Source organism: Drouetiella sp., from assembly GCF_059504425.1.
In genome coordinates, this window is the sequence record NZ_JCACIN010000053.1 from 236,182 (window position 1) to 257,203 (window position 21,022).

Sequence of the window (21,022 nt, forward strand, 5' to 3'; positions counted from 1 at the left end):
ACCACTTTTCAATCATTTAGACTCCAACTTATGGCTTACTTTCGTCGTCGCATTTCTCCCATTAAACCCGGAGATCCCATTGACTATAAAGATGTTGACCTGCTGCGGAAATATGTTACCGAGCGTGGCAAGATTCTTCCCCGTCGAATTACTGGACTGACTGCCAAGCAGCAGCGAGATCTGACTGAGGCGATTAAACGCGCTCGGATTATGGCACTGTTGCCTTTTATTAACCAAGAGGGGTAATGCCTACGGTTTAGGGCGCAGGGAGTTCTAGAATTAAGTCCGGACATCATGCGTTCACCGTACGTTCGGACAATGATTACCCTCACCCACCTCTGGCAGTAGACTTCATGGAGAAGGGAAATTTAGTTGAGTTTCGGCTACAGGGCGATGGCGCAGACAAGCCTCGCCAGAGTCGGTTAGCGGTCGTAGAGCGCCCTGAAGGCAAAAAGCATTGGATTGCAGTGGATGGGCGAGGGCAGTCTCATACCCTCCATCCCAGAGACATTACTTACGTTGTGACTGGCGAGGTTTACAAAGCCGCTGACATTTCCAAGTTTTGGCAGACTATCCAGCCCTATCTTGATCCCTCTAGTTTGGAGGTGGCATGGGAGATATTGGCAGAAGAGGGAGAATCTGTTGATCCTGCTGCAATGGCGATGCTGCTGTTTTCTGAGCAAAGTCCGGCTCTGTGCTACGCGGCGCACTGTCTTCTATCAGAGGACAAATCTTATTTTAAGCAGAAGGGCGATCGCTATGAGCCTCGCCCTTCTGCACAGGTCTTAGAACTCAAGCATCAGCTCAACATGGAGGCTCAGCGCCAGCAAGAGTGGCAGAGCTTCATGGAAAGAGTGCAAGCATCTCTGACAGCAGAGCCGCTGGAGGCGAAAGTGGAATGGCAAAGTGGCGATCGCCCCCGACTGGAAGCCCTAGAGCGGTTTGCCTTATTGGGTGAAGAGGCTCAGCACCGAGCGCCAGCCCTAGAAATTTTGTCGGTATTAGGGCGACCGGAAACCGCGCCTGCTGCTTTTCAGCTTTTGGTGGATCTCAAGCTTTGGAGCGACCACGAAAACTTATTTTTGCGGCGTAGTCAGCTTCCCACTCAATTTTCCAGTAGGGTTCTTGAAATGACTCACCGCTGCCTCACCTCGCCGCCGCCTGATCCAGATGCCGATCGCTTAGATCTAACGCACCTGAAAACCTACACCATTGACGATGAGAGCACTCGCGAGATTGATGATGGACTTAGCGTCGATTTTTTGGCGGATGGGCAGCAGCGGCTATGGATTCATATTGCCGACCCGACGCGGTGGCTTTTGCCAGGTGACGAGCTGGATTTAGAGGCGCGTCGTCGCTGTACAACAGTCTATTTGCCGACGGGCATGATCCCGATGTTTCCCCCAGAGTTGGCAACAGGGCCGATGAGCCTAAACCAAGGGCGAGTTTGCACGGCGCTAAGCTTTGGGGTGGTGCTAGACGAGACGGGCAGCGTACAGGAGTATGAGATTCGCCCTAGCTTGGTCAAACCGACCTACCGCCTGACCTATGAAGATGTAGATGAAATTTTGCAGTTGGGCGTTCGAGCGGAGCCGGAGTTAGAAGCACTGGCAACCTGGGCAAAGCGACGAGCATCTTGGCGGGTTTCTCAAGGAGCCATTACCATTCGGATGCCTGAGTCTTCCATCAAGGTCTGCGACGACGAGATCACAATTCAGGTATTAGAGGATTCGCTGTCTCGAATGCTGGTTGCCGAAATGATGATTTTGGCGGGCGAAGTTGCTGGAAAGTATGGAGAAGCCCACGGTCTAGCCCTGCCGTTTCGAGGACAGCCTCAGCCCGAACTGCCGCCTGAGCAAGAGTTGATGCAGCTCCCGGCTGGCCCTGTCCGCTATAGCGCTATTCGCCGCTGCATGCCCCGGAGCGAGGTGGGCATCACGCCCGCACGGCACGCTAGTCTGGGGTTGAATACCTATACGCAGGTAACATCGCCCATTCGTCGCTACGCAGATTTGTTAGCGCATTTCCAGATTAAGGCTCACCTCAGAGGCGATTTGCCCCCGTTCTCGATCGAGACTACTAAAGAGCTGATTCAAGCAGCCAGCACGACTGCCTATGAGGCAACTCTGGTAGAACGGCAAACCAACCGCTACTGGAGCCTAGAATATCTGCGGCGCAACCCTAACGAGATCTGGCAAGCAATCATGCTGCGCTGGCTGCGGGAGCATGAAAGCCTGGGTCTGGTGCTGTTGGAGGATCTGGGGCTAGAGCTAGCCATGCGATTTACCCGTCCGATGGAAATGGGCGATCGCCTAGAGATCAAAGCCGTCTATGTTGACCCGCGTCAAGACCTGATTCAGTTTGTGGAATGCGATCGTTCAACGGCTGTCGTAATCTAGCCTGTATCGCTATACCCCTATGAAAGGCGCGTCATGCATCTTTCAAAATAGGACACTAACGTTAATGGAGTGATTTTTTATTGAGTGGGCTTCGCCCACTCAATAAAAAATCACTCCATTTTGAGGACTACCCAAAATAGGAGCAGAATTCTAGCTTCTACCGTTGCTGCTCAGCATTTCCACAATGACGCGATGCTCGTCGGGCGGAGATGCAGGAGCCGTCTTGCGGGTGTCTGTAATCAGCCAGTCGAGAGCGGCGGCCTGAACGTCGATCGCAGCTCCTTTCTTGTCCACACAGTAGCGACCGTACACGAGTTTATCAACCAGACAGGCTCCTGCGCCCAGTCGCGCATATTCAAAAATAACGCTGTTATCCACCGTTGCATCACTGCAAATATGGCAGCTTGGTCCAATCATGGATGGCCCAATGATAGTGGCTCCATCCTCAATTTTAGTCATCGCGCCAATGTAAACAGGACCTGTGATATTCACCTTATCCCAGTTGACCGACACATTGAGTCCAGTGTAAATCCCAGGTCTTACTTCATGTCCAGGAATTTGCACATTTTTGACTCTTCCCAGCAGCACGTCACGAATCGCCTGCCAGTAGTCGGGCACTTTGCCAATGTCAACCCACTGAAAGTCCATCGGAATACCATAAAAAGGCGCGCCAATTTCTACTAGATTGGGGAAAAGTTGACCGCCGATGTCATACTCAACGCCTGCCGGGATATAGTTAAAAATTTCGGGTTCAAAGATGTAAATGCCCGTGCTGATATTGGTGCTTAGGGCATCTTCAACGGCAGGCTTTTCCTGAAAAGCTTTAATGCGTCCCGTTTCATCCGTCACGACAATGCCGTAGCTGGAGACTTCCTCACGGGGTACTGACTTCGTGATGATAGTGGCGATCGATCCTTTCTCCCGGTGTTGCCGCACGGCTTCCGTCAGATCCAGGTCAATTAAGGCATCGCCACACAACACGATGAAGGTGTCATCAAAGAAAGGAGAGAAGTCTTGAATCCGGCGCATTCCGCCAGCCGAGCCGAGCGCTTTGCCCACCAGTTCGCCATTAACAATGTTGCCTTCAAAGGAATAAGCGATCTGAACGCCAAACCGTTGACCATCCCGAAAGTAGTTTTCAATTTCATTGGCAAGGTGGCTGACGTTGACCATGATCTGATCAAAGCCATGTTGTCTCAGAAGCTCTATTAAGAACTCCATGACAGGCTTCTGTAAGATCGGAATCATCGGCTTGGGCGTAGTGTAAGTGATGGGGCGGACACGAGTACCCTTACCGGCTGCCAGAATCATGGCTTTCATAAACTTATATCCCTCGTTTCTGGGCTACTTAGTGCATTTGAACAGTGAGTGAACATCCTTCCAGTCTTTCACAATCTTCCAAGATTTCCAGGTTTAACCCAGCAGTTTGCAGAATCTACACGAAATCTCAGGTGAAAAAACGGATAGCTGGCATTTGGCTTGTTCAAGGATAGGTCAGACAAACTACTAGATACAATTCACAGGCGATCGCTGTCAAAAGTTCTATGCTTCAACAAACTGGCACACAAAACTACGATGTGTAAACTTCAACAAAAAACTTTATTCAAAAATGAACGTATTAAGAGGTTCCAATGAGGAACTTGACCTAGATTTCCCGTAAAAGGTAATCCAGTAAAGTTAATCCAGCAAAGCTAAATGCTCTGATGCCAGGGCTAATGCTGCATTAGGTGCGGCGTTTCCCTTATTGATCTCAGCATTTGCTGCCTCGGTTTTTAACAAATCTGCAAGACTACGAACCTGCAAATCCTGGTAGAACTCCTCTTGAGCCAGCTCAACCTTAGACTGAGCCGACAGAAACAGCAGCGCCCAGAAGGCACCCACGCGATCGTGAACTGTTGGCCCAGCTGTAGGCTCAACGGCAGCATCCGTTTGTGGCGGAATCTGAGTCGCTGTCCAGAGCTGGAGCAACACTTCAAAGTCGAGCCAGTTTTGCTGCTGATCTAAATTTTCCCAATATTGATTGAGAAATTGATCTAACGATGCTGCAACCTCCAAAAGATTTTCCTGATGCGCCAATTGCGCGATCGCCCGAATTGCCTGTTTCTGAGACTGAGGGCGCGGACGGCGTAGCGGCACACGGCGCGGCTTCTGATCGGTCATGGCGCTTGAAATCAGATTGAGCTGAGCAATCAGCTCTTGCAGCGTCACGCGGCGATTAGGCGCGGCAGGGGCAACCGCTCGTCGTCGAATCCGTCGCTCCAGGTTTCGAGGCAGCGCGTTGATCTCTGCTAGCTCAACTTCTTCTACCACCTCCATCTCTTGCTCAGCCTCCAGTCGCGCTAGGCTATCTGCTTTGAGCAGTAGCAGCACAGAAGCATAGAGAAACGCCTGACCTGACTCCGATAAGTCTGCTTCATAGGGGGCGCGTCCAGCCGTATTCAGCTGCTCTGGCGATCGCTCCGGCTGAAGTTTGCTGAGAAAGCGATCAATTACCTCAATCACCTTGACATCCCAAGGATCGATTTCCCCGCTTTCCGCCAACTCAATCAGCAGGTCGATCGCACTGTCTGCCAGAGAACGTGTCATAGAGCGCCAGAAATATTTAGCCGATCCGAACAAAATAAACGGCTGCAAACCCAATCAGCAGCAAAAGCACAAAGGGAACCCAGAGACTCCAAGGATCGAGCGGATCAATCAAAATCGCAGCATTCATGGATGGGTAGAATATTGATCTATTCAAGGATAGCTGAACTGGCTAGGTTTACATATCTAAGTTTATAGCGGCTCCAAAAATCTCAAGCTCCCTCAAACGATCGCCTTCTAACCATTGCCTGCAAACGTTCTAGAGGATACTCCGCCACAAAACTCTCCCAGGATTTGGAATGCCCTGCCGCATTGTAAACATAGAAAGTGCCGCCAACCGTACGGCTAGCAGTAATCAGGTCAAGCGCCCTCGCTAGGTTGAGACATTGAGTAGACTCGTTTGGAGTTATCATCTCTAAAATTTTTACTGTCCAGCGAATGAGCGGTCAAGAGGATCTACAGAGTGTTTGCAACGAGATCCGAAAATTAATCCTAGAAACGACGCTCATTTTCTGAAACAGCCTTCACACCGTTCCAAGAGCATGTTCCAAGAGCAGATAATGTTGCAAATCACACCTTGCAAATAACAATAAAGTTTCAATCAGGATTCCGTCGTGTCAGGAGACTTAGAAAGCCTCTATCTGCGTCAGTATCTGAATCCAGGTGCAAATATAGACGCGATCGACGCTTAAGTTAGCTCAACATCAGTCAAGTAGCCCTGCACCCAGCCCAGCTTCTACCTTGTTTGAAACATCACTCTTCTACTCTAAAGTATCCAATATTGCTGCTTTGACTGCATATTGTGAAATAAGCTTAGTGTACAGAAACAATTCTTGAAGAAATCTGCTTCAGTTTTTCAACCCTGTGGCGGCAATTCCTCGAATGAATTGGCGCTGACCCAGCAAAAACAGCCCAACGATCGGCACAGTAGCAATGACTACAGCCGCCATCAGCAGCGGCCAGCTGTTGGTGAATTGCTCCTGGAACTCAGCTAATGCCAACTGTACAGTTCTCAGTTCGGGACGGGTTGTAAACACTAGCGGTTTGAATAAATCGTTCCACTCGCCGATAAAGGTAAACAGAAACAGCGTCACCAGCGCAGGTCTTGCCAACGGCAGCATGATCAGCCCCAGGATTTGCAGTCGGTTCGCACCATCTAAAGCCGCCGCTTCCTCCAGCTCGATCGGGATGGTTTCAAAATATTGCCGTAAAAGGAATATTCCAAATCCACTGGCAGCAGTCGGCAGGATTAGCGCACCGTAGGTGTTAATCAAATGTCCTGCCTTTAGAACCAGAAAGATGGGAATGACTAAAACCTGGAAGGGAATGACTAAGGTCGCCAAAATAATCAGCAAAACGGTTTGCCTACCCCAAAACCTTAACCTTGCCAGAGCATAGCCTGCCAGCGCTGAGGTAGTGATCTGCAAGGCTGTTACCCCCAGCGCCACTAGGGTGGAGTTGAAGAATGCCAGCAGGAAATTTCCCCTGCTCCAGGCTTCCTGATAGTTTGCTCCTGTCCATCCGGTTTGTTCGCCAACTCCGACAGAATTTGTGGGTGCAAAGGAGATGACACAGATGATGACTAGGGGCAACACAATCAAACCTGCCCCTAGCCATAGCAGCAGTGACAGCAGGGCTGGCTGGAGATGAGGCGATCGCACAGGGTTCGACACAGGGTTCGGTACAGGATTATCCGGTGCAGCATTGCTTATGGAGAGATCACTGTAATTCACTAAGATTTACAATTTAAGTAGGGTTTACTGCAAACGTGATTCCCATATCAAAACACACAAAATTCACTGATAAGCTAGGCTGTTACTCTAACCCGCTCTACTGAGAAATTTCTATAGCTTGTGGCTAATCCCTGTAAATTTTTGCTTTAAACCAGTAGGGTGGAGAGTAGAGAGGTTTAGGTTATGAAAGTTCTAAGCCCAGGTTAACATTTAGGTCGGTAGAGAATCGGCACATCAGAACCAGGAGACAACAGAATTTATGCAGCAGCTTGAAATCAGCCCAGATATCGACTTCCGAAGCGAAACCTACAAAGATGCCTACAGCCGCGTCAATGCGATTGTGATTGAGGGTGAGCAGGAAGCGTTTGAAAACTACAACAGGTTGGCGGAGTTGCTTCCGGATGTGCAGGAGCAGCTGATTGGTCTTGCCAAGATGGAAAACCGTCATAAGAAAGGATTTCAGGCCTGCGGAAAAAACCTTGCCGTGATGCCAGACATGGAGTTTTCCCAGCGATTCTTTGCCGATCTGCACCGCAATTTTCAAGATGCCGCCGCCCAGGGCAAAATCGTTACCTGTCTCCTGATTCAGTCGCTCATCATCGAATGCTTTGCGATCTCGGCGTACAACATCTATATTCCCGTTGCCGATGACTTCGCCCGCAAGATCACGGAAGGCGTAGTGAAAGATGAGTACATGCACCTCAACTTTGGTGAAGAATGGCTGAAGGCAAATTTTGAAACCGCCAAAGCTGAGCTAGAAGTGGCGAATAAAGAGAATCTGCCGATCGTCTGGCGGATGCTGAATGAAGTTGCCGATGATGCTCGTGTCTTGGGCATGGAGCGCGAGGCATTGGTGGAAGATTTCATGATCAGCTATGGCGAAGCGCTAAGCAATATTGGCTTTAGCACTCGTGACATTATGCGGATGTCTGCCTACGGATTGGCTGCTTAATCAGCGTTCTAGGTTGCAGCCTGTTCCTATAAAAAAGCAGAGGCATCGCTAAGCGATGCCTCTGCTTTTTTATAGGAATTTATTCAAATCGCTTCACTTTAAAGGTCGTGATTTTCCAGGGAGCGATCGTCCCACTTTTATCGTCAGCCACAGGCTCTTCCAGCAAATTTGTGGGCTGAACTGAGGCGGCATCAAGATAGCGATCGAACAAAATGCCTGAGTTGCCAAACTGCACCTGAGCTTTCTCTCCATGCGCCTCGTAACACCGCAAAATCCAGCGATCGGGTTCCTGTTCTGAAGGCTTCAGAGCGGTGAGCACTAGATTATTTGCCTGAAGGTCAAGAAACGTTGCAGTTGAGGGCAGGGTGCCCTGCGGCAGTTCTGAAACCAGCGCTCTAAGGGGTTGATTCAGCGCATAGCCCTGTCGCACCGTTTGCGCCGACTGCCAAGAGCGATCGTGGGGATAAATGGCGTAAGTGAACTGATGCTGACCGCGATCGGAGTTAGGGTCAGGCCATTCGGAACCGCGCAAAAGGGTCAGGCGGATCTGGTGGGGCTGGCTGTCGTAGCCCTGCTTGCAGTCGCTGAGGATGCTGACCCCATAGGAGTTTTGGCTAGCGGTGTCGCTTAGATCTGCCCAGCGCAGCGCCGAAACCTCCCACTTGGCTTTTTCTGCACTGTCTTGAGGACGGGTCGATCGCTGAATGGCACCACAGGGAATCTCATAGGTGGCATAGGCGGCATCCAAATTGAGCGGGAAAGTGGCTTTGACGACAACATGGCGCTCTTGCCAGTCCACTTGGGTGTGAATTTTGAGGACAGCCGAGCCTTTGTCTAGGATATAGACCTGATTGAAGGTTGATTTGCCCAGCTTGCGAACCACCCGAATGCGTGTGGTAACTGCCCCTCGGTCTTCGTAGAAAATTTGCGTTAGCTGGGCTGGGGGCAGAGGATATTGGGCGTATTTGGGATCAATGTTCCAGGCATCCCAATATTGTCCGCTGTCTCGGAAGGCTTGCAACTCGTTTCCGGCTCGACTGAGCAGATCTCGCTGATGCAACTTATCCCGCAAGCCTGACAGGTTGCCCGTCGTCGGATCGATCGTGACACGCAACCGATCGTTTTCCAGCATAAAACCGTTGGTAGGAACAGCGGGAACCGGATTTCCCGTACTGCGCGGCAGTAGCCAATAGCAGCGATAGCCGATCGCCGGGATCTCTTCCGCCTGAAAGAAAATTTGACAGTGGGTAATGCCGTTCTCGCGCCAGCAGTGGGGCTGACTCACCACTTCACGTCCTGCCAGATCGCAGACTTGCCAGAAGCAGGCTCGCTCGTTCTGGCTTTGCTGTACTGAGAGCGTCACAACTTCCGATCGCTTCCAATTCAAGGAGTTAAATATAGCAATCAGCTTGGCTTGGGGCTGTGGCGGGGGTGGCAGCTGGATTTGAGAGGCGATCGCCTTCAGCGCCTCCTGCCGAATATTCCAGCCCGTGTCTAGCGCTTCCTGCCAGGTGCGATTTGCCTCTACGAATACGGGGGCGATCGAGGAGCCAGGCAGAATATCGTGAAACTGGTTAAATAACACTTTTTTCCAGGCGGCTTCTAGCTCGGCTTTGGGATAAGCTGCCCCCGTAATCAGGGTTCTCAAGGAGGCAAACAGCTCTGCCTCATAGAGGGTATCTTCGCAGCGGCGGTTATATTGCTTCTGATCGGCATGGTTGGTATAGCAACCCCGATGTAGCTCTAGATAAAGCTCGTTATTCCAGGTGGGAAAGGCAACAGATTTTTGAGCAACCGATCCGGCTGATGCGGCAATGTCGGGTGCCGTGACCTGACTCGCTGCTGCCTGACGGGTTGAGTCCAAAAACTTTTGAGCCGTGGTGAACTCTAGCTGTGGGAAGAAGGGCGATCGCCCCCAGCGTCTAGCCAATTGCAGCATGTCACGCGTTGGGCCACCGCCATGATCGCCCACCCCCGTGAGCCAGAGGCAGGTCTGAGTCGAGGTTTTAGTTTCCCAGGTGCAGGCATATTGCGCCATTTTCACCGGATCAATGCCTTCGCCGATTGGAGCAGACTGGAGGCTAAAGACCTTTGTGCCGTCTGGAGCCTGCCACCAGTGAGCTTCATGGGGAAACTTCGTCGTGTCGTTCCAGCGCAGCTTTTGGGTGACAAAGTATTCTACGCCGCCCTGCTTGAGAAATTGGGGTAACTGCCAGTTAAAGCCGAAGGTATCCGGAAGCCATGCGATCTCCCCCCGCTGACCAAAGGCTTGCTGCAAGTAGCGCTGACCATAGAGCAGGTGGCGAACGATCGCTTCTCCGCCCAGCAAATTCATTTCTGGCTCAATCCACAGCGGCGCAACGGAGACTTCCCAGCGTCCGATCGCCACCTGAGCTTTGACGGCAGCAAATAACTCAGGGCGATTTTTCTCCATCCACTCATACAGAGCGGGCGTGGTGTGGCAGTAAGTCAGCTCCGGAAAATCCTTTTGCAGATTTAGCACCGATCGAAACGTCCGTTCAGCCACCTGCCAGGTTTCGCTCACCGTCCAGAGCCACGCCATGTCCAGATGGGCGTGTCCGAGAAGCTGAATTTTGCGCTGCTTGATCAATTTTCCTAACGGCTGAAGCTGTTGGCGTAGGTTGGCAAGGGCGCGATCGAAGGAGATGCGATCGCACACCGTCAAGACCGACCAGGGAATTTTTCCCACGGCTTGCGCTACGGACTCAAGTTGGGTAGGGGCAAAAGCCGTGATGAACTCTCGCAAAACTGCCAATTCATCGGCAACAAATCCCGGCTCTGGAGGATCTGCGCGATCGGCAAATTCGTAGCTATCAGATTCGTAGCTATCAAATTCATAGCTATCAGATTCGTAAATGCAGAGAGCCTTCACCAATGCCCCGTTGTCATGTACCGGACTTTCTAGCCGGATCGCCACATCAAAAGCATCATTATGGCGAACAGATTCGCTCAGCAACAGGCGCGTTGTAGCATCGAACAGGTCGCCCTCCTGCACCAGCTTACCGTTGACGTAAACCTGCGCTGATTCTGCCCACCAAGTTAGCGCCAGCCGCAATGTCAAGCCCTGCAAGGGATAGCCCCCCAGATTGTGGGGCACGAGTACGCGCTGAGCCAGCCATAGCACCTGCCGCCCTTTTGCCCAACCCACCTGATTTTTGGCATTGAGCAATACTTTTGCCCAAGTCTGCCAGGTGGCGACCTGGCTAATAGACGCATCTCCCCAATGGCATCGCCACTGAGGTTGAACGCTGATTTGGGTCAGAGCGCGCAGTTTGGCGATCGCTTCAGCAAGGCGATCTGAGGATGGCGATCGAGTCATAGCGTCAGTCGTTTTTCCAGCTAAGATCAGAGCAGCTTTAAAGACTGCCGCGAGCTGTCTATCTGTCTATAGGATTAAGCTCATTGCATCAACCCTACAGGTTTTGTGGGGTTCGCGCCCATTCCGCAAAGAAATATTTTACTTGAGCGCTTCAACGCTTCACGCCCATGGCTTCTTCTGGACGTTATCGCAGCAACGTTTTTAACTTTTTATCTCGTCAGTCGATGCGGGTTCAGGATCGGGTGAGCCAAACCTGGCGACAGGCAAAGATGGCGGCAGTTTGGGGCGCACAAATTCTGCTGTATCCGCTCTACGTTGGTTTTCAAGCCACTCGATTAGTGGGTGAGCAGTTGCGTAAAACAACAAGACAAGTTCTGCCCAAACTGCGGTCTGTTACTCAGACGGTGACTGAGGCTGCGGCGGAGCCATTTCTGTTTGCTGACACGCCGATTCAGCGATCGCTTCAAGCCCTCAGCGACTTTGCGCTGCTGCTGCCTGCCGATCGTCTGGCGCTCCAGCTTAATCCTCAAGATCCCAGTGCGCCCGGTATTTGGGTCGTGGTGGGCGGAAGTGCGATCGCCTCATCGATTCCACGATCGCTCCCTGCGTCGAAAGAATTATCGCTCCAGAACAACATTCAGCTGGTAACCTCGGTCTCTTCAACTAAGCTAGAACGGTCAGGCAAGCTGCAAGCTGAGCGATCGGGTGCTATCCAGATCCAGGGCATTGCTTCTCTGCTCAGCTCCCACAGACTTGTCCTAGTCGATATTCAAAATCAGCTTTTGGATGTCCTTAGCTCAGAGCAGCAGGTGTTTCTCCAGCGCCGGATTGCGGGTGATGTGGCAAGCTATTGGCGCCAGCAGCGCCTTCTTGCTGAAAATCAGCCTTGGGTCGATCGCTTCCTGCCCTTGCCCAGAGAACGCACCCTAGCTCTGCCGCCTATCCGCGCTTTCTGGCAACTGATGAGCTGGATGCAAACTGGCTCAGTGGCATCTGCCACCAATCTCTTTCAGGAGTCTCGACTGCTACCTTCTCCCCATTCCCTCTTCGCCCTACCTGACCGTCCGGTGTTGCGATCGGCAGAGGCTTCCTGGAAAACAGGCAATGAGCTACTGGAAAACCTGAGTCGATGGTTTCACGGCAGCGCACAAAAAATTAGGGCGTTCACCACCACTTCAGCATTACCCACTTCAGCCTTGCCCAGTGCAGCATTACCCAGTACAGCATTACCCAGTGCAGCGCCTTCAGTCCTACAAGTGGTGCAGCGCTTACCCGCCTCTTTGCAAGTGCAACGGCGCGATCGGCGGGGGGTATCCAGCTCAAATTCTCTGTTTGTCAGGATGGCTTCACCCAAAGTGAGTTCAACATTTGGACACTCAATCATTTCATTAGCGGCCGAGAACAGAGCTGCTGCAAACGTGGAGGTTGAGCCACTTGCTGCCAAGAGCGACGAGAAGGCGCTGCTGGCTAAGCCTTCTTGGATCGAGGCAGAAGTGCGGCTTGTAACCTACGAAAAACATCCCATAGAACAGCTGCTCGACTGGCTCGATCGCGGAATGCTATGGGTTGAGGATCGCGTCGTGGATGTCTGGAAATGGTTACGCGATCGTTGGTCTACCTAGAGCTGATCGGCTTGTGGGTATAAATATTTTTGAAAAGAACGGAGCGCCCCTTTCAAAAATAAATCTCTTGCAAATTAGGTTGAGTGGGGGCTGCGCCCCCACTCAACCTAATCCCACAGCTTTAATCTGCAAGAGGTCTAACATTTATGTCTGAAATTAGCAGCATCGCCATTTTGATTGACAAAGCCATTTGACACCTCTATTCCAGGTGCGCCAATATGGATGAGAGAGCTTTACAAAAATTCGTATAGGTTGCATTCATGTCCCTGGATTTGATCCCTTTAGAAACCCTTCAGCAGATCGCGCAAGACTATGGCTATTGGTCGGTGTTTCTAGGGATCATGCTAGAGAACACAGGCATCCCCATTCCGGGCGAAACCATTACCCTAGCGGGCGGTTTTTTGGCGGGTAGTGGTGAATTGGACTACTGGATGGTGCTAGGTAGCGCGATCGCCGGGGCCGTCATTGGCGATAACATTGGCTACTGGATTGGGCGTAACGGGGGCTGGGCACTGCTGCTGCGCCTCGGTAGATTGTTCCGCATTCGTGAAGAGCAGCTGATTAGCGTACGGGATCAGTTTAGTCAAAATGCTGCTAGAGCCGTTTTTCTGGGTCGATTCGTGGCGTTACTAAGAATTTTTGCTGGTCCTCTCGCCGGGATTGCCCAGATGCCCTACGGAAAATTCTTTGTCTGTAACTTGGCAGGAGCTGCTGTTTGGGCATCCGTCATGGTTAGCCTCTCTTATTTTGTCGGTCAGGTGGTGCCTCTAGAGCAGCTCATCACCTGGACTGCCCAGTTGGGGGTCTTGGCACTCCTTGGAGTGGTTGCCTGGATTGGGAGAGCCATCTGGCTAGACTCACGCATCAGACAATCAAGCAAGACGACTTCAGCGGAAGCTGCTTGTGAGACTCCGTCTTCTCACTAGCTTTCTGGGTAGTCCTTGAGGGATTAAGGATTTTTTGTTGCGTGGGCTTTGCCCACGCAACAAAAAATCCTTACCTAAATACCACTACCGCTTTCCGCTTACGGCGACTTCAGAAGGTCTACGGGCTGAATGTCCGAGGATAGTTTTTCCCTAAGCGTGTCTCTCATGAATTATCTAATTTCCACAACTTGGTTAAGACTGCTATATTAAACGTCTGACTCGATCGCCATCAGGTTTCTCACACTCAGCGCTTACTCAGTAGCGCCAAAATAATGCTCCTATCTGTATTTCTCTAGAGCTATTTCATAGGGGCATGACAGGCAAAGGCTAAATTGAGATTGCATATTCCCTCTATGTAATCCACAGGATCTGGGTTGAGCACAAATTGCTGTTGTTAAACTTTCATTAAACTATTCAAAACTATTAGAGGTTTACCTCTGATAACTGCCCCCAACTTGTCCTAGAATAGAATGCCCTCTCAGTGCTTCTTGGCTCAGGTGCGGGTAATCACTCTACAAGGTATCTTTTAGACCCTACTTTTCGATCTATGACGGCCGATCCCATTCAAACCTACCTCCGATCTATCGGCAAAACCCCTTTGCTCGCCGCTGCCGAAGAACTGGAGCTTGCCAGAGCCGTTCAAACGATGCTGCCGCTGCTTCAGTTAGAAAACCCAACGCCTCAAGAGCTGGCAATGATCCATCAGGGCAAGCGATCGAAAACTCGCATGATCCAGGCGAATCTACGTCTGGTCGTTTCTGTTGCCAAAAAATATCAAAATCGTGGGCTAGAACTCCTGGATTTGATTCAGGAAGGCAGCATAGGGCTAGAGCGTGCAGTGGAAAAATTTGATCCCACCAAGGGCTATAAGTTTTCGACCTATGCTTATTGGTGGATTCGTCAGGGCATGACTCGTGCCCTACAGTCAGATGCTCGCACGATTCGCCTGCCTGTACATGTGCAGGAGAAGCTGAGCAAGATGAAGACGACGACACGTGTTTTGGTGGGTAAGTTGGGGCGCAAGCCTAGCCCAGAGGAGCTTGCAGCAGCACTGGATATGACTCCTGAAGAACTGCGGAGCCTGCTAAGCCAACAGCGCCAATGTGCCTCTTTAGACGCGTTGATCGGTCAAGAGCAAGAGACTCGGCTGGGTGATTTGATCCCTGATGAGCAGCAGCAGCGAGAAATGGAGGCGATAGTCACGCGGGATCAGTGCCAGCAATATCTGACCTGCCTAAACGATAAGGAGCGTGAGTTAATTGCGCTGCGCTTTGGGCTAAATGACGGTAAGAGCCGCAGTTTGGCAGAGGTCGGAGAGGTGTTTGGCTTCTCGCGAGAGCGCGCTAGACAGGTAGAAGTTAAAGCAATGCGAAAACTAAGGCAGCACGCTAACGTCTTGGTCTAACGCTATTCTGCGCTTTACATTTTCAGTCAAACCATGAATCAGTAATGGCATTTAGGCAAAGATTTTTTGTTGTGGGGGTTCGCCTCCACAACAAAAAACATTGCCTTCTGGAGACTACCTACAGTTAAGCCATGCTCTAGCTCTGTTGTTTATTTTGAGAGCCTATTTCCATGCTCTTTTCAAAATAAACAGCGAGCTTAAATATACTGCTCACTAAAACTCCTCAAAGTATCTCAGCCCTCAGAATGACCTAGCTGGAGTTTTAACCGTTATCCTGTTGATCAGGTAATTTATACATACCCCTAAAAACATTTCTATGAATGCTAATAGCGATACCACTGCTGCGATCGACTCTCTAGAAAGCCTGCTCAAAGCAAAGATCAAGCTCCAAGACGCTCAATCTGAAGCAGAGCCGCTTCTGAAAGTTATAGGGCTACTCTTTGAACCTGAAGCTTTGGATGATGATCAAAAAAAGGTGTTACAGAACGGGCTAAAAAGCCTTCGTAAGCTTCTAGAAGCTCATTCCGCCTATAGTGTAGCAGTTGAGCAAGCAGAACCTGCTAGAGCCATTGTAAATCAGTTGCTCAGCTTTCAGCCTATGAATTTTGATGGAAAGCCAACTGGTCAGCCGTCTGAGGAATCTGTACCTAAGGTCACGACAGCAGAAGCCATACCTGACGAAGTCATAGCGGATGAGGATGAGGAATCTAAAGTAGATGAAGCTGAAGATAAGGGATTTGAGGCAGATGAAGCCGTAGCAGATTTATCTAAGGTGTCTGCCACAACTAAATCGTCAGGTTCAACTAGGGCGACTTCAAGCAAGAAGAGTTGACACAAGCTGTAGAGATACTCCCTCAGTCTTTTGCTCTACAGCGATTACACTCGCCTTCAGCACCGCGCTAGCTTCATTACGCAGTGAACTTCTGAAGCAAGAAATATATGGAAAAGTTAATAAGTTGAGCCGTTTTAAGGTTAAGTCCTTGAAGCAGAATTTGTTCGATCCAGCTTGTAGAGCATATCACCTGTATCTGGTAACGGGCGCAGCACACCCTGACCTATCTGCTCTATGTTGCGCCGCAAAAACTCGGAAGGTCGAAATACAAAGATTTCTCGCGGATCTGGAGGCAGCTTAGGCAAATTGCCCTTACGCACCAATCGAATTGGAACGCCTGGATTTAGCTCATAGCCAAACGCCGCAACGCGATTTAGCGCATCATCTGTCATCACCACAGGGTGATGGGAGCGATGGATTAAACTAGAAATCTCAACGACATAACGCGTGTTTTCAGGCCCCTTATTCCACCAAACTTTTGCAGGAATGCGGGTCATACAAGAAATGACACCCAAGGATAAAACAATTACAAGCAAAGTTTTCCAAAAGCGATAATTACCGACTACTCCAGTCGTTCTATAATTTTTTTTGTCATGCGTTTCTTGCTCTATGAAATTTTTAGAATTGCTGAGGGAAAGCAGACGATCGCTTTCATAAATTTTCTGCGTCAAAATTGTCGAGAATGTAAAAGCAACAGCTAACTGAATTCCAATAAAAATAGCAACACTGTAGCGAGGAATGCCTGAAACTTTTATCCCTTGAGTAACATCAACCGCCACATAGAAAACAGCAGGAACCGCTATTAGGGCAATCACAAATAGCCAAGTTCTAAAGCTGCTATTTTTACAAAGAAAATAAATAGAGCAGATTGCTAGTAAAAAGCAAGGCAAAATGATAGGAACTAGAAGAATAATGTCATTCAGTCGATCGCTTGACCCAACTCCGACATCAAAAAAGATGCGGCTAATGTTGCCAATCCACATCGATATCATGCTTAGAAAAGGAGCTTTTTCTAACTTGACATCACTGTTATAAACCATCTCTTCTGTCTTCCTCGCATTAGAGATGAGAATCACCAGCCAGGGGGTAAATGTTGCCACACCTAACGCCGTAGCCAAAAGATAGGAAACAAAGTTTTTGCTGAAGCGATAACGCTCAACCATGAAAATATAGATACCGTGACCCACCGTGACAAGTATAGAAAATAGGTGGGTATAGATGCCAAAACTTACACTTAGAGCGTACAAGAGCCATCTAAGTTTTGTGGGCTGCCGGAGTGTGCGCAGTAAAAGAGCGCTGGAAGCTAGGGTGATCAATCCCCAAAAGCTATAGGCTCTCGCCTCTTGAGAATAGACCACAAAAAAAGGTGAAACAGCCATTAGGGCAACACCCAGTGAGGCAGCTAAACGAGATCTAAATAACTCTAAGCCTAACCAGTACATTGCTGGAAGCGAGAGAACTCCAGCGATCGCTGAAAAACTTCGCATTACGCCTAGAGAGCTACCGCACAATTCCTTCCCAGCCTCTCCCAGAAATTGTACCCAAGCTCTCAGAATGAGAATGTAGAAGGGTGGAATATGAGGATCTTCAAGAGCCAGACCTTGAATAACATCCCCTATTCCTTTATCTAGATTGGGAGCCAAATATTTCTGAATCTCTGGAAAACTCAAGTCCTCGCTCGTGTAGAGGATCTGCTGCAATTCCGCAGCCGTGTAGCCTGACATTCTTAGCGCGGTGAATGCTTCGTCGTCCCAAAATACCTGGCGATCGAGATTAACAAAGCGGAAAAAGATTCCCAATACGATCAGAGTAACAGCCAGAAAATGGAATTTAGATCGCTCAGTTAATTTATTGATCTTAGCTACTCGTAGCATAGCTAGTTTTAACATAGTCAGTCCTTGCAATCATCAGCGCAGTAATTGTTGAAAAGAAGTCCTGCCTAGTCATTTCGGCGATAGGCAAGTTTCAAATAGCTGGTCAACCACTGCCAAGCAAAGAAGATGATGAACCGTGGATTGTGTTTGAAATAGCGTTTCCAGAGACGCTTAGGTTCCATGAACAGTCTAAACATCCACTCTAAGCCAATGTTTTGCAGTAAAGTAGGTGCCTGTTTAATCCGACCTGAATGGAAATCGAAGGCAGCTCCTACGCCTAACATCACCAACTGAAGCTGATCCTGATGTTGATGCATCCATATTTCTTGTTTAGGGCAGCCAATTCCAACCAGTAATATCTTTGCCCCAGAGTTTCTAATTTCAGTTGTGTATTGGTAATCTTCTTCCGGCGTTAAGGAGCGAAAGGGCGGGGCAATCTGACAGGCGATTTGGATGCTAGGAAATTTTTGGCATAGGAAGGAAGCAAATGCTGTTAAACTCTCAGATGTTCCTCCGTATAACCCAATCGGAACACCTTGCTGTGAAGCTGCTTCACACACATGTAAGGTCAGGGTTGGACCATAGACACGAGAAGCTTTTTTAACTCCCAAAGCTGACAAAGCCCAGACTAAGGGCATACCGTCCGGCGTCACCAGAGCAGCACGATTCACAACATGCGCAAAGGCAATATTGTCATGAGCCTCCATCAACATATGCACATTGGCTGCACATACATAGGCACTAGTCCTGGCTTTAGCCCATTGCAAAATCTTTTGGGTTGCATCTTGATAGCTTGTAACGTCAACGCGGCTACCAACGATATATTGATGTTCAAACGAGGTGATGGAATTCAGTTTTTGAGATTTTATCATTAGAGTTTTGACACCTAGTTAGGGTTGAGCAAGAAACAACATGGCAGATTACTTTGATAAAGCAAGGTCTGTTTGCAATTCAATGTTGAGGGGAAATGATGCGATCGCTAAACCGCATTCAACGACTTGAGCGCTCTAATTTTCGAATAGCGCTGGGTTTCAATACTGATTGATAAATATCAACTAGCAAAGGCATATAGTTCTGAATATCTAGAGCCTGAACATCCTCGCGTGCAGCCTTACCTAGAGCAGCTTTTAGTGATGGGCTATTAACCAGGTGTTGCATCGTGCAGGTTAATTGAGGCTGATTACCAGGCTCAACGAACAGACCATTGTGTTCATGAATAACTACTTCAGGAATTCCTCCAACAGGCGTGACGATGACAGGCAGTCCCCAAGCCATTGCTTCTAGCATTGACATCGGTAGCCCCTCATGGTAGGAAGGCAACACGAACACATCTGCTGCTGCTAAAAGAGCATCTCTCTCAACAGGACTCAGCCAAGAATGAATAATAATTGAATCGCTCAGATTCAGTTCTTCCACCTTTTGTTGAGCCAGTTCCACGTCACCATTGCCAGCAAGAATCAGCTTCGACAGACTCCGTTCTGATTCAGGCAAAGCTGCAAACGCATGAATTAGATCAAAGGCCCCTTTATCTTGCTGGGGAAACGAAACGATCGACTGAGAATCTAGTGCCCCTCCCCGCTTACCAATTCGCCCCAGAAAAATAAACGTTGTTCGTTCCCGATCCGAACGTTGAGGAACTTGAAGCGGAACGCTGACCGGATTATAAAGAGTCTCCACTTGCTTTGCTTGCAGTTGAAAAGCTCTAGCGTAGTAGTCTTGCCAGGTCTTAGAGAGGGTAATTAACTTTGTACATTTTTTGAAGATGCCCACCACGATTTTCTGAACAAACTGGGGCAACCCCGAAAAAAACTCTTGGTAAGTTGCACCATGAGCATGAAGAATAATCGGTTTATTAAAACGTGAAGCAATGAGAATTAGCAGCATTTTTCTTAAGGTGCTGCCCCGTTCTGAGAAATGGATATGAATCAGATCAATTTCACTCTTCAATAATCTTTGAATGAGTATCCTAACTGCCTGCAAAAACACCTTGACATTGCGAAAAGCTGATCCATAAGCAAAAGTAGCAACATGCTCTATTTCGAGCTCTGGAGGAGTGTGCTGGAGGATCAACTTCTCAACTGAAGTAATTCCACCTTTCACGTCTAGACCCGCTCCGAGCATGAGCACCCTAATGGGATTTTTCTGAGCTTTATTCATGAAAATCCACCTGAAATTTGGCTTAAAATAGGAATCGGCAAAGACTTGATAGGGGTCATAGCATGCGTATTGGAGCATTATCCAAAGCTATAGCGATCGCATTCCACGCCAGCTTACGATTAAAGTCGGCATCAAAAGGAAGAGAACGAACGGGTAAACCATCGCTGCGAGGGGCAAAATCTATCAGCCAACTGTGAGCATCACTCAAACCCCAAGTAATAATCGCGATGACTGCCGGCTGCTCTAGTACAACTGAAAGAAATTCCCCATAGGTTTCTGCAACGATGCGATCGCGTTGACTCAAATCGGCAGGTAAACTCTGGTCCGTGACATCTAACTCAGTGATTAAAATTTTCAAGCCAAGATTAGCAACTTCTTGGAGAAAGCTTCTCATTTTGTCAGGATTGAACTGTCGCCTATTGCCTTTTTCATCCAGTTGATTGAGGTGAGCCTGAATACCTAAAGCTTTAACAGGTACATTCTTGGATTTCAAATCAGACAGCAAACGAAGAACTCCATCCCGCCGCTGATCATGGTAAGAGGTGTCATATTCTAGTCCATTATCGTTGTAAACCAGGAGCGCACGAGGATCAGCTTCAGCAGCAGTCCAAAAGGCAAGTTCAATATAGTCAGGTCCCAAACGCTTAAACCAAGGGGTAATCCTGAGACTATCACTTCGGCGATCGCCTGGTTCAATAGCTTCGTTCACAACATCCCAGGAATGAACCTGTCCAGCATATCGTTGGACTATTGTTGAAACATTGTTGACCAGCAGATTACGAACTTCTTCATAGGAAGCATTGGGATCATTGAGCTTGTTCTTCAACCACTCAGGATTTGCCTCATGCCAAACCAACGGGTGTCCCCGAAACAGCAATTTGTGTTGGGCTGCAAATTGCGCCAATCCGTCTGATGAAGATAGGTTAAACCTGTTGATATCAGGACGAGTATCGGTGGCGTACACACCCGCAACTATCAAGTTACATTCTCGAATAAATGTAGATTGCAACACTGAGTTCTGGGCAAATTTGTCGTAGTCCAACCCTGAAAATGAACCAAAGATCAGTCCTTTGCGTGCGGCGCGATCGCGCAAATCCTCTGTTCCATTCACCGCAAATTTCTGTTGAGTTACCTGAGCGGCTTCAGATTGACTAGAATCAGACATTGAATCGGCAGAGATTAGAGAGCTTGTTGGATAA

Annotated in this window: 16 protein-coding genes; 7 read left to right on the forward strand and 9 right to left on the reverse strand. The window is 49.2% G+C overall.

The annotated features are described in order from the left end of the window. The first annotated feature begins 30 nt into the window (after window positions 1–30). Together rpsR and AC5JMP_RS14130 are read left to right on the forward strand one after the other, a co-directional pair. Window positions 31–246, forward strand: coding sequence for a 30S ribosomal protein S18 (gene rpsR, locus AC5JMP_RS14125; protein WP_495852114.1), 216 nt, complete (start codon window positions 31–33; stop codon window positions 244–246). Between the two features lie 107 nt (window positions 247–353). After that, window positions 354–2,399, forward strand: a complete 2,046-nt coding sequence (locus tag AC5JMP_RS14130; RefSeq protein ID WP_495852115.1) for a ribonuclease catalytic domain-containing protein — start codon at window positions 354–356, stop codon at window positions 2,397–2,399. A 150-nt stretch (window positions 2,400–2,549) separates the two neighbouring features. On the opposite strand, the gene AC5JMP_RS14135 is transcribed toward AC5JMP_RS14130, so the two are convergent. From AC5JMP_RS14135 to AC5JMP_RS14150, 4 genes are all read right to left on the reverse strand, one after another. Further along, complete coding sequence (locus AC5JMP_RS14135) at window positions 2,550–3,719, reverse strand: nucleotidyltransferase family protein (protein ID WP_495852116.1); 1,170 nt, start codon at window positions 3,717–3,719, stop codon at window positions 2,550–2,552. A 357-nt stretch (window positions 3,720–4,076) separates the two neighbouring features. Further along, a complete protein-coding gene (locus tag AC5JMP_RS14140) occupies window positions 4,077–4,985 on the reverse strand; it encodes a segregation/condensation protein A (protein ID WP_495852117.1) in 909 nt (302 codons plus the stop codon). A gap of 209 nt (window positions 4,986–5,194) precedes the next feature. After that, window positions 5,195–5,395, reverse strand: coding sequence for a hypothetical protein (locus tag AC5JMP_RS14145; protein ID WP_495852118.1), 201 nt, complete (start codon window positions 5,393–5,395; stop codon window positions 5,195–5,197). A gap of 435 nt (window positions 5,396–5,830) precedes the next feature. Continuing rightward, complete coding sequence (locus AC5JMP_RS14150; RefSeq protein ID WP_495852119.1) at window positions 5,831–6,655, reverse strand: carbohydrate ABC transporter permease; 825 nt, start codon at window positions 6,653–6,655, stop codon at window positions 5,831–5,833. Between the two features lie 319 nt (window positions 6,656–6,974). Between AC5JMP_RS14150 and AC5JMP_RS14155 the strand changes: the two genes are divergently transcribed. Beyond that, the gene (locus tag AC5JMP_RS14155; RefSeq protein WP_495852120.1) at window positions 6,975–7,667 is read left to right on the forward strand and encodes an aldehyde oxygenase (deformylating); all 693 of its coding nucleotides are present in this window, start codon (window positions 6,975–6,977) and stop codon (window positions 7,665–7,667) included. Between the two features lie 79 nt (window positions 7,668–7,746). Here the strand turns inward: AC5JMP_RS14155 and AC5JMP_RS14160 are convergent, their stop codons facing one another. Further along, a complete protein-coding gene (locus AC5JMP_RS14160; RefSeq protein ID WP_495852121.1) occupies window positions 7,747–11,007 on the reverse strand; it encodes an alpha-mannosidase in 3,261 nt (1,086 codons plus the stop codon). A gap of 167 nt (window positions 11,008–11,174) precedes the next feature. On the opposite strand from AC5JMP_RS14160, the gene AC5JMP_RS14165 reads away from it, so the two are divergent. The 4 genes from AC5JMP_RS14165 (at window position 11,175) to AC5JMP_RS14180 (ending at window position 15,792) form a co-directional block, all read left to right on the forward strand. Further along, the gene (locus tag AC5JMP_RS14165) at window positions 11,175–12,629 is read left to right on the forward strand and encodes a hypothetical protein (RefSeq protein ID WP_495852122.1); all 1,455 of its coding nucleotides are present in this window, start codon (window positions 11,175–11,177) and stop codon (window positions 12,627–12,629) included. Between the two features lie 260 nt (window positions 12,630–12,889). After that, complete coding sequence (locus tag AC5JMP_RS14170; RefSeq protein WP_495852123.1) at window positions 12,890–13,555, forward strand: DedA family protein; 666 nt, start codon at window positions 12,890–12,892, stop codon at window positions 13,553–13,555. Between the two features lie 547 nt (window positions 13,556–14,102). Continuing rightward, entirely contained in the window at window positions 14,103–14,960 is an 858-nt protein-coding gene (locus AC5JMP_RS14175) for a sigma-70 family RNA polymerase sigma factor (protein ID WP_495852124.1), read from the forward strand. A gap of 316 nt (window positions 14,961–15,276) precedes the next feature. After that, the gene (locus AC5JMP_RS14180) at window positions 15,277–15,792 is read left to right on the forward strand and encodes a hypothetical protein (protein WP_495852125.1); all 516 of its coding nucleotides are present in this window, start codon (window positions 15,277–15,279) and stop codon (window positions 15,790–15,792) included. Between the two features lie 140 nt (window positions 15,793–15,932). Here the strand turns inward: AC5JMP_RS14180 and AC5JMP_RS14185 are convergent, their stop codons facing one another. The 4 genes from AC5JMP_RS14185 to AC5JMP_RS14200 form a co-directional block, all read right to left on the reverse strand. Continuing rightward, complete coding sequence (locus AC5JMP_RS14185; RefSeq protein ID WP_495852126.1) at window positions 15,933–17,591, reverse strand: glycosyltransferase family 39 protein; 1,659 nt, start codon at window positions 17,589–17,591, stop codon at window positions 15,933–15,935. A gap of 140 nt (window positions 17,592–17,731) precedes the next feature. Then, window positions 17,732–18,538 (reverse strand): WecB/TagA/CpsF family glycosyltransferase, encoded by an 807-nt coding sequence (locus AC5JMP_RS14190; protein ID WP_495852127.1) that lies wholly within the window; start codon window positions 18,536–18,538, stop codon window positions 17,732–17,734. Between the two features lie 118 nt (window positions 18,539–18,656). Continuing rightward, on the reverse strand, window positions 18,657–19,823 hold the full coding sequence (locus AC5JMP_RS14195) for a glycosyltransferase family 4 protein (RefSeq protein WP_495852128.1): 1,167 nt from the start codon (window positions 19,821–19,823) through the stop codon (window positions 18,657–18,659). A 55-nt stretch (window positions 19,824–19,878) separates the two neighbouring features. Then, window positions 19,879–20,988, reverse strand: a complete 1,110-nt coding sequence (locus AC5JMP_RS14200; protein WP_495852129.1) for an endo-1,4-beta-xylanase — start codon at window positions 20,986–20,988, stop codon at window positions 19,879–19,881. Between the last annotated feature and the right edge of the window lie 34 nt (window positions 20,989–21,022).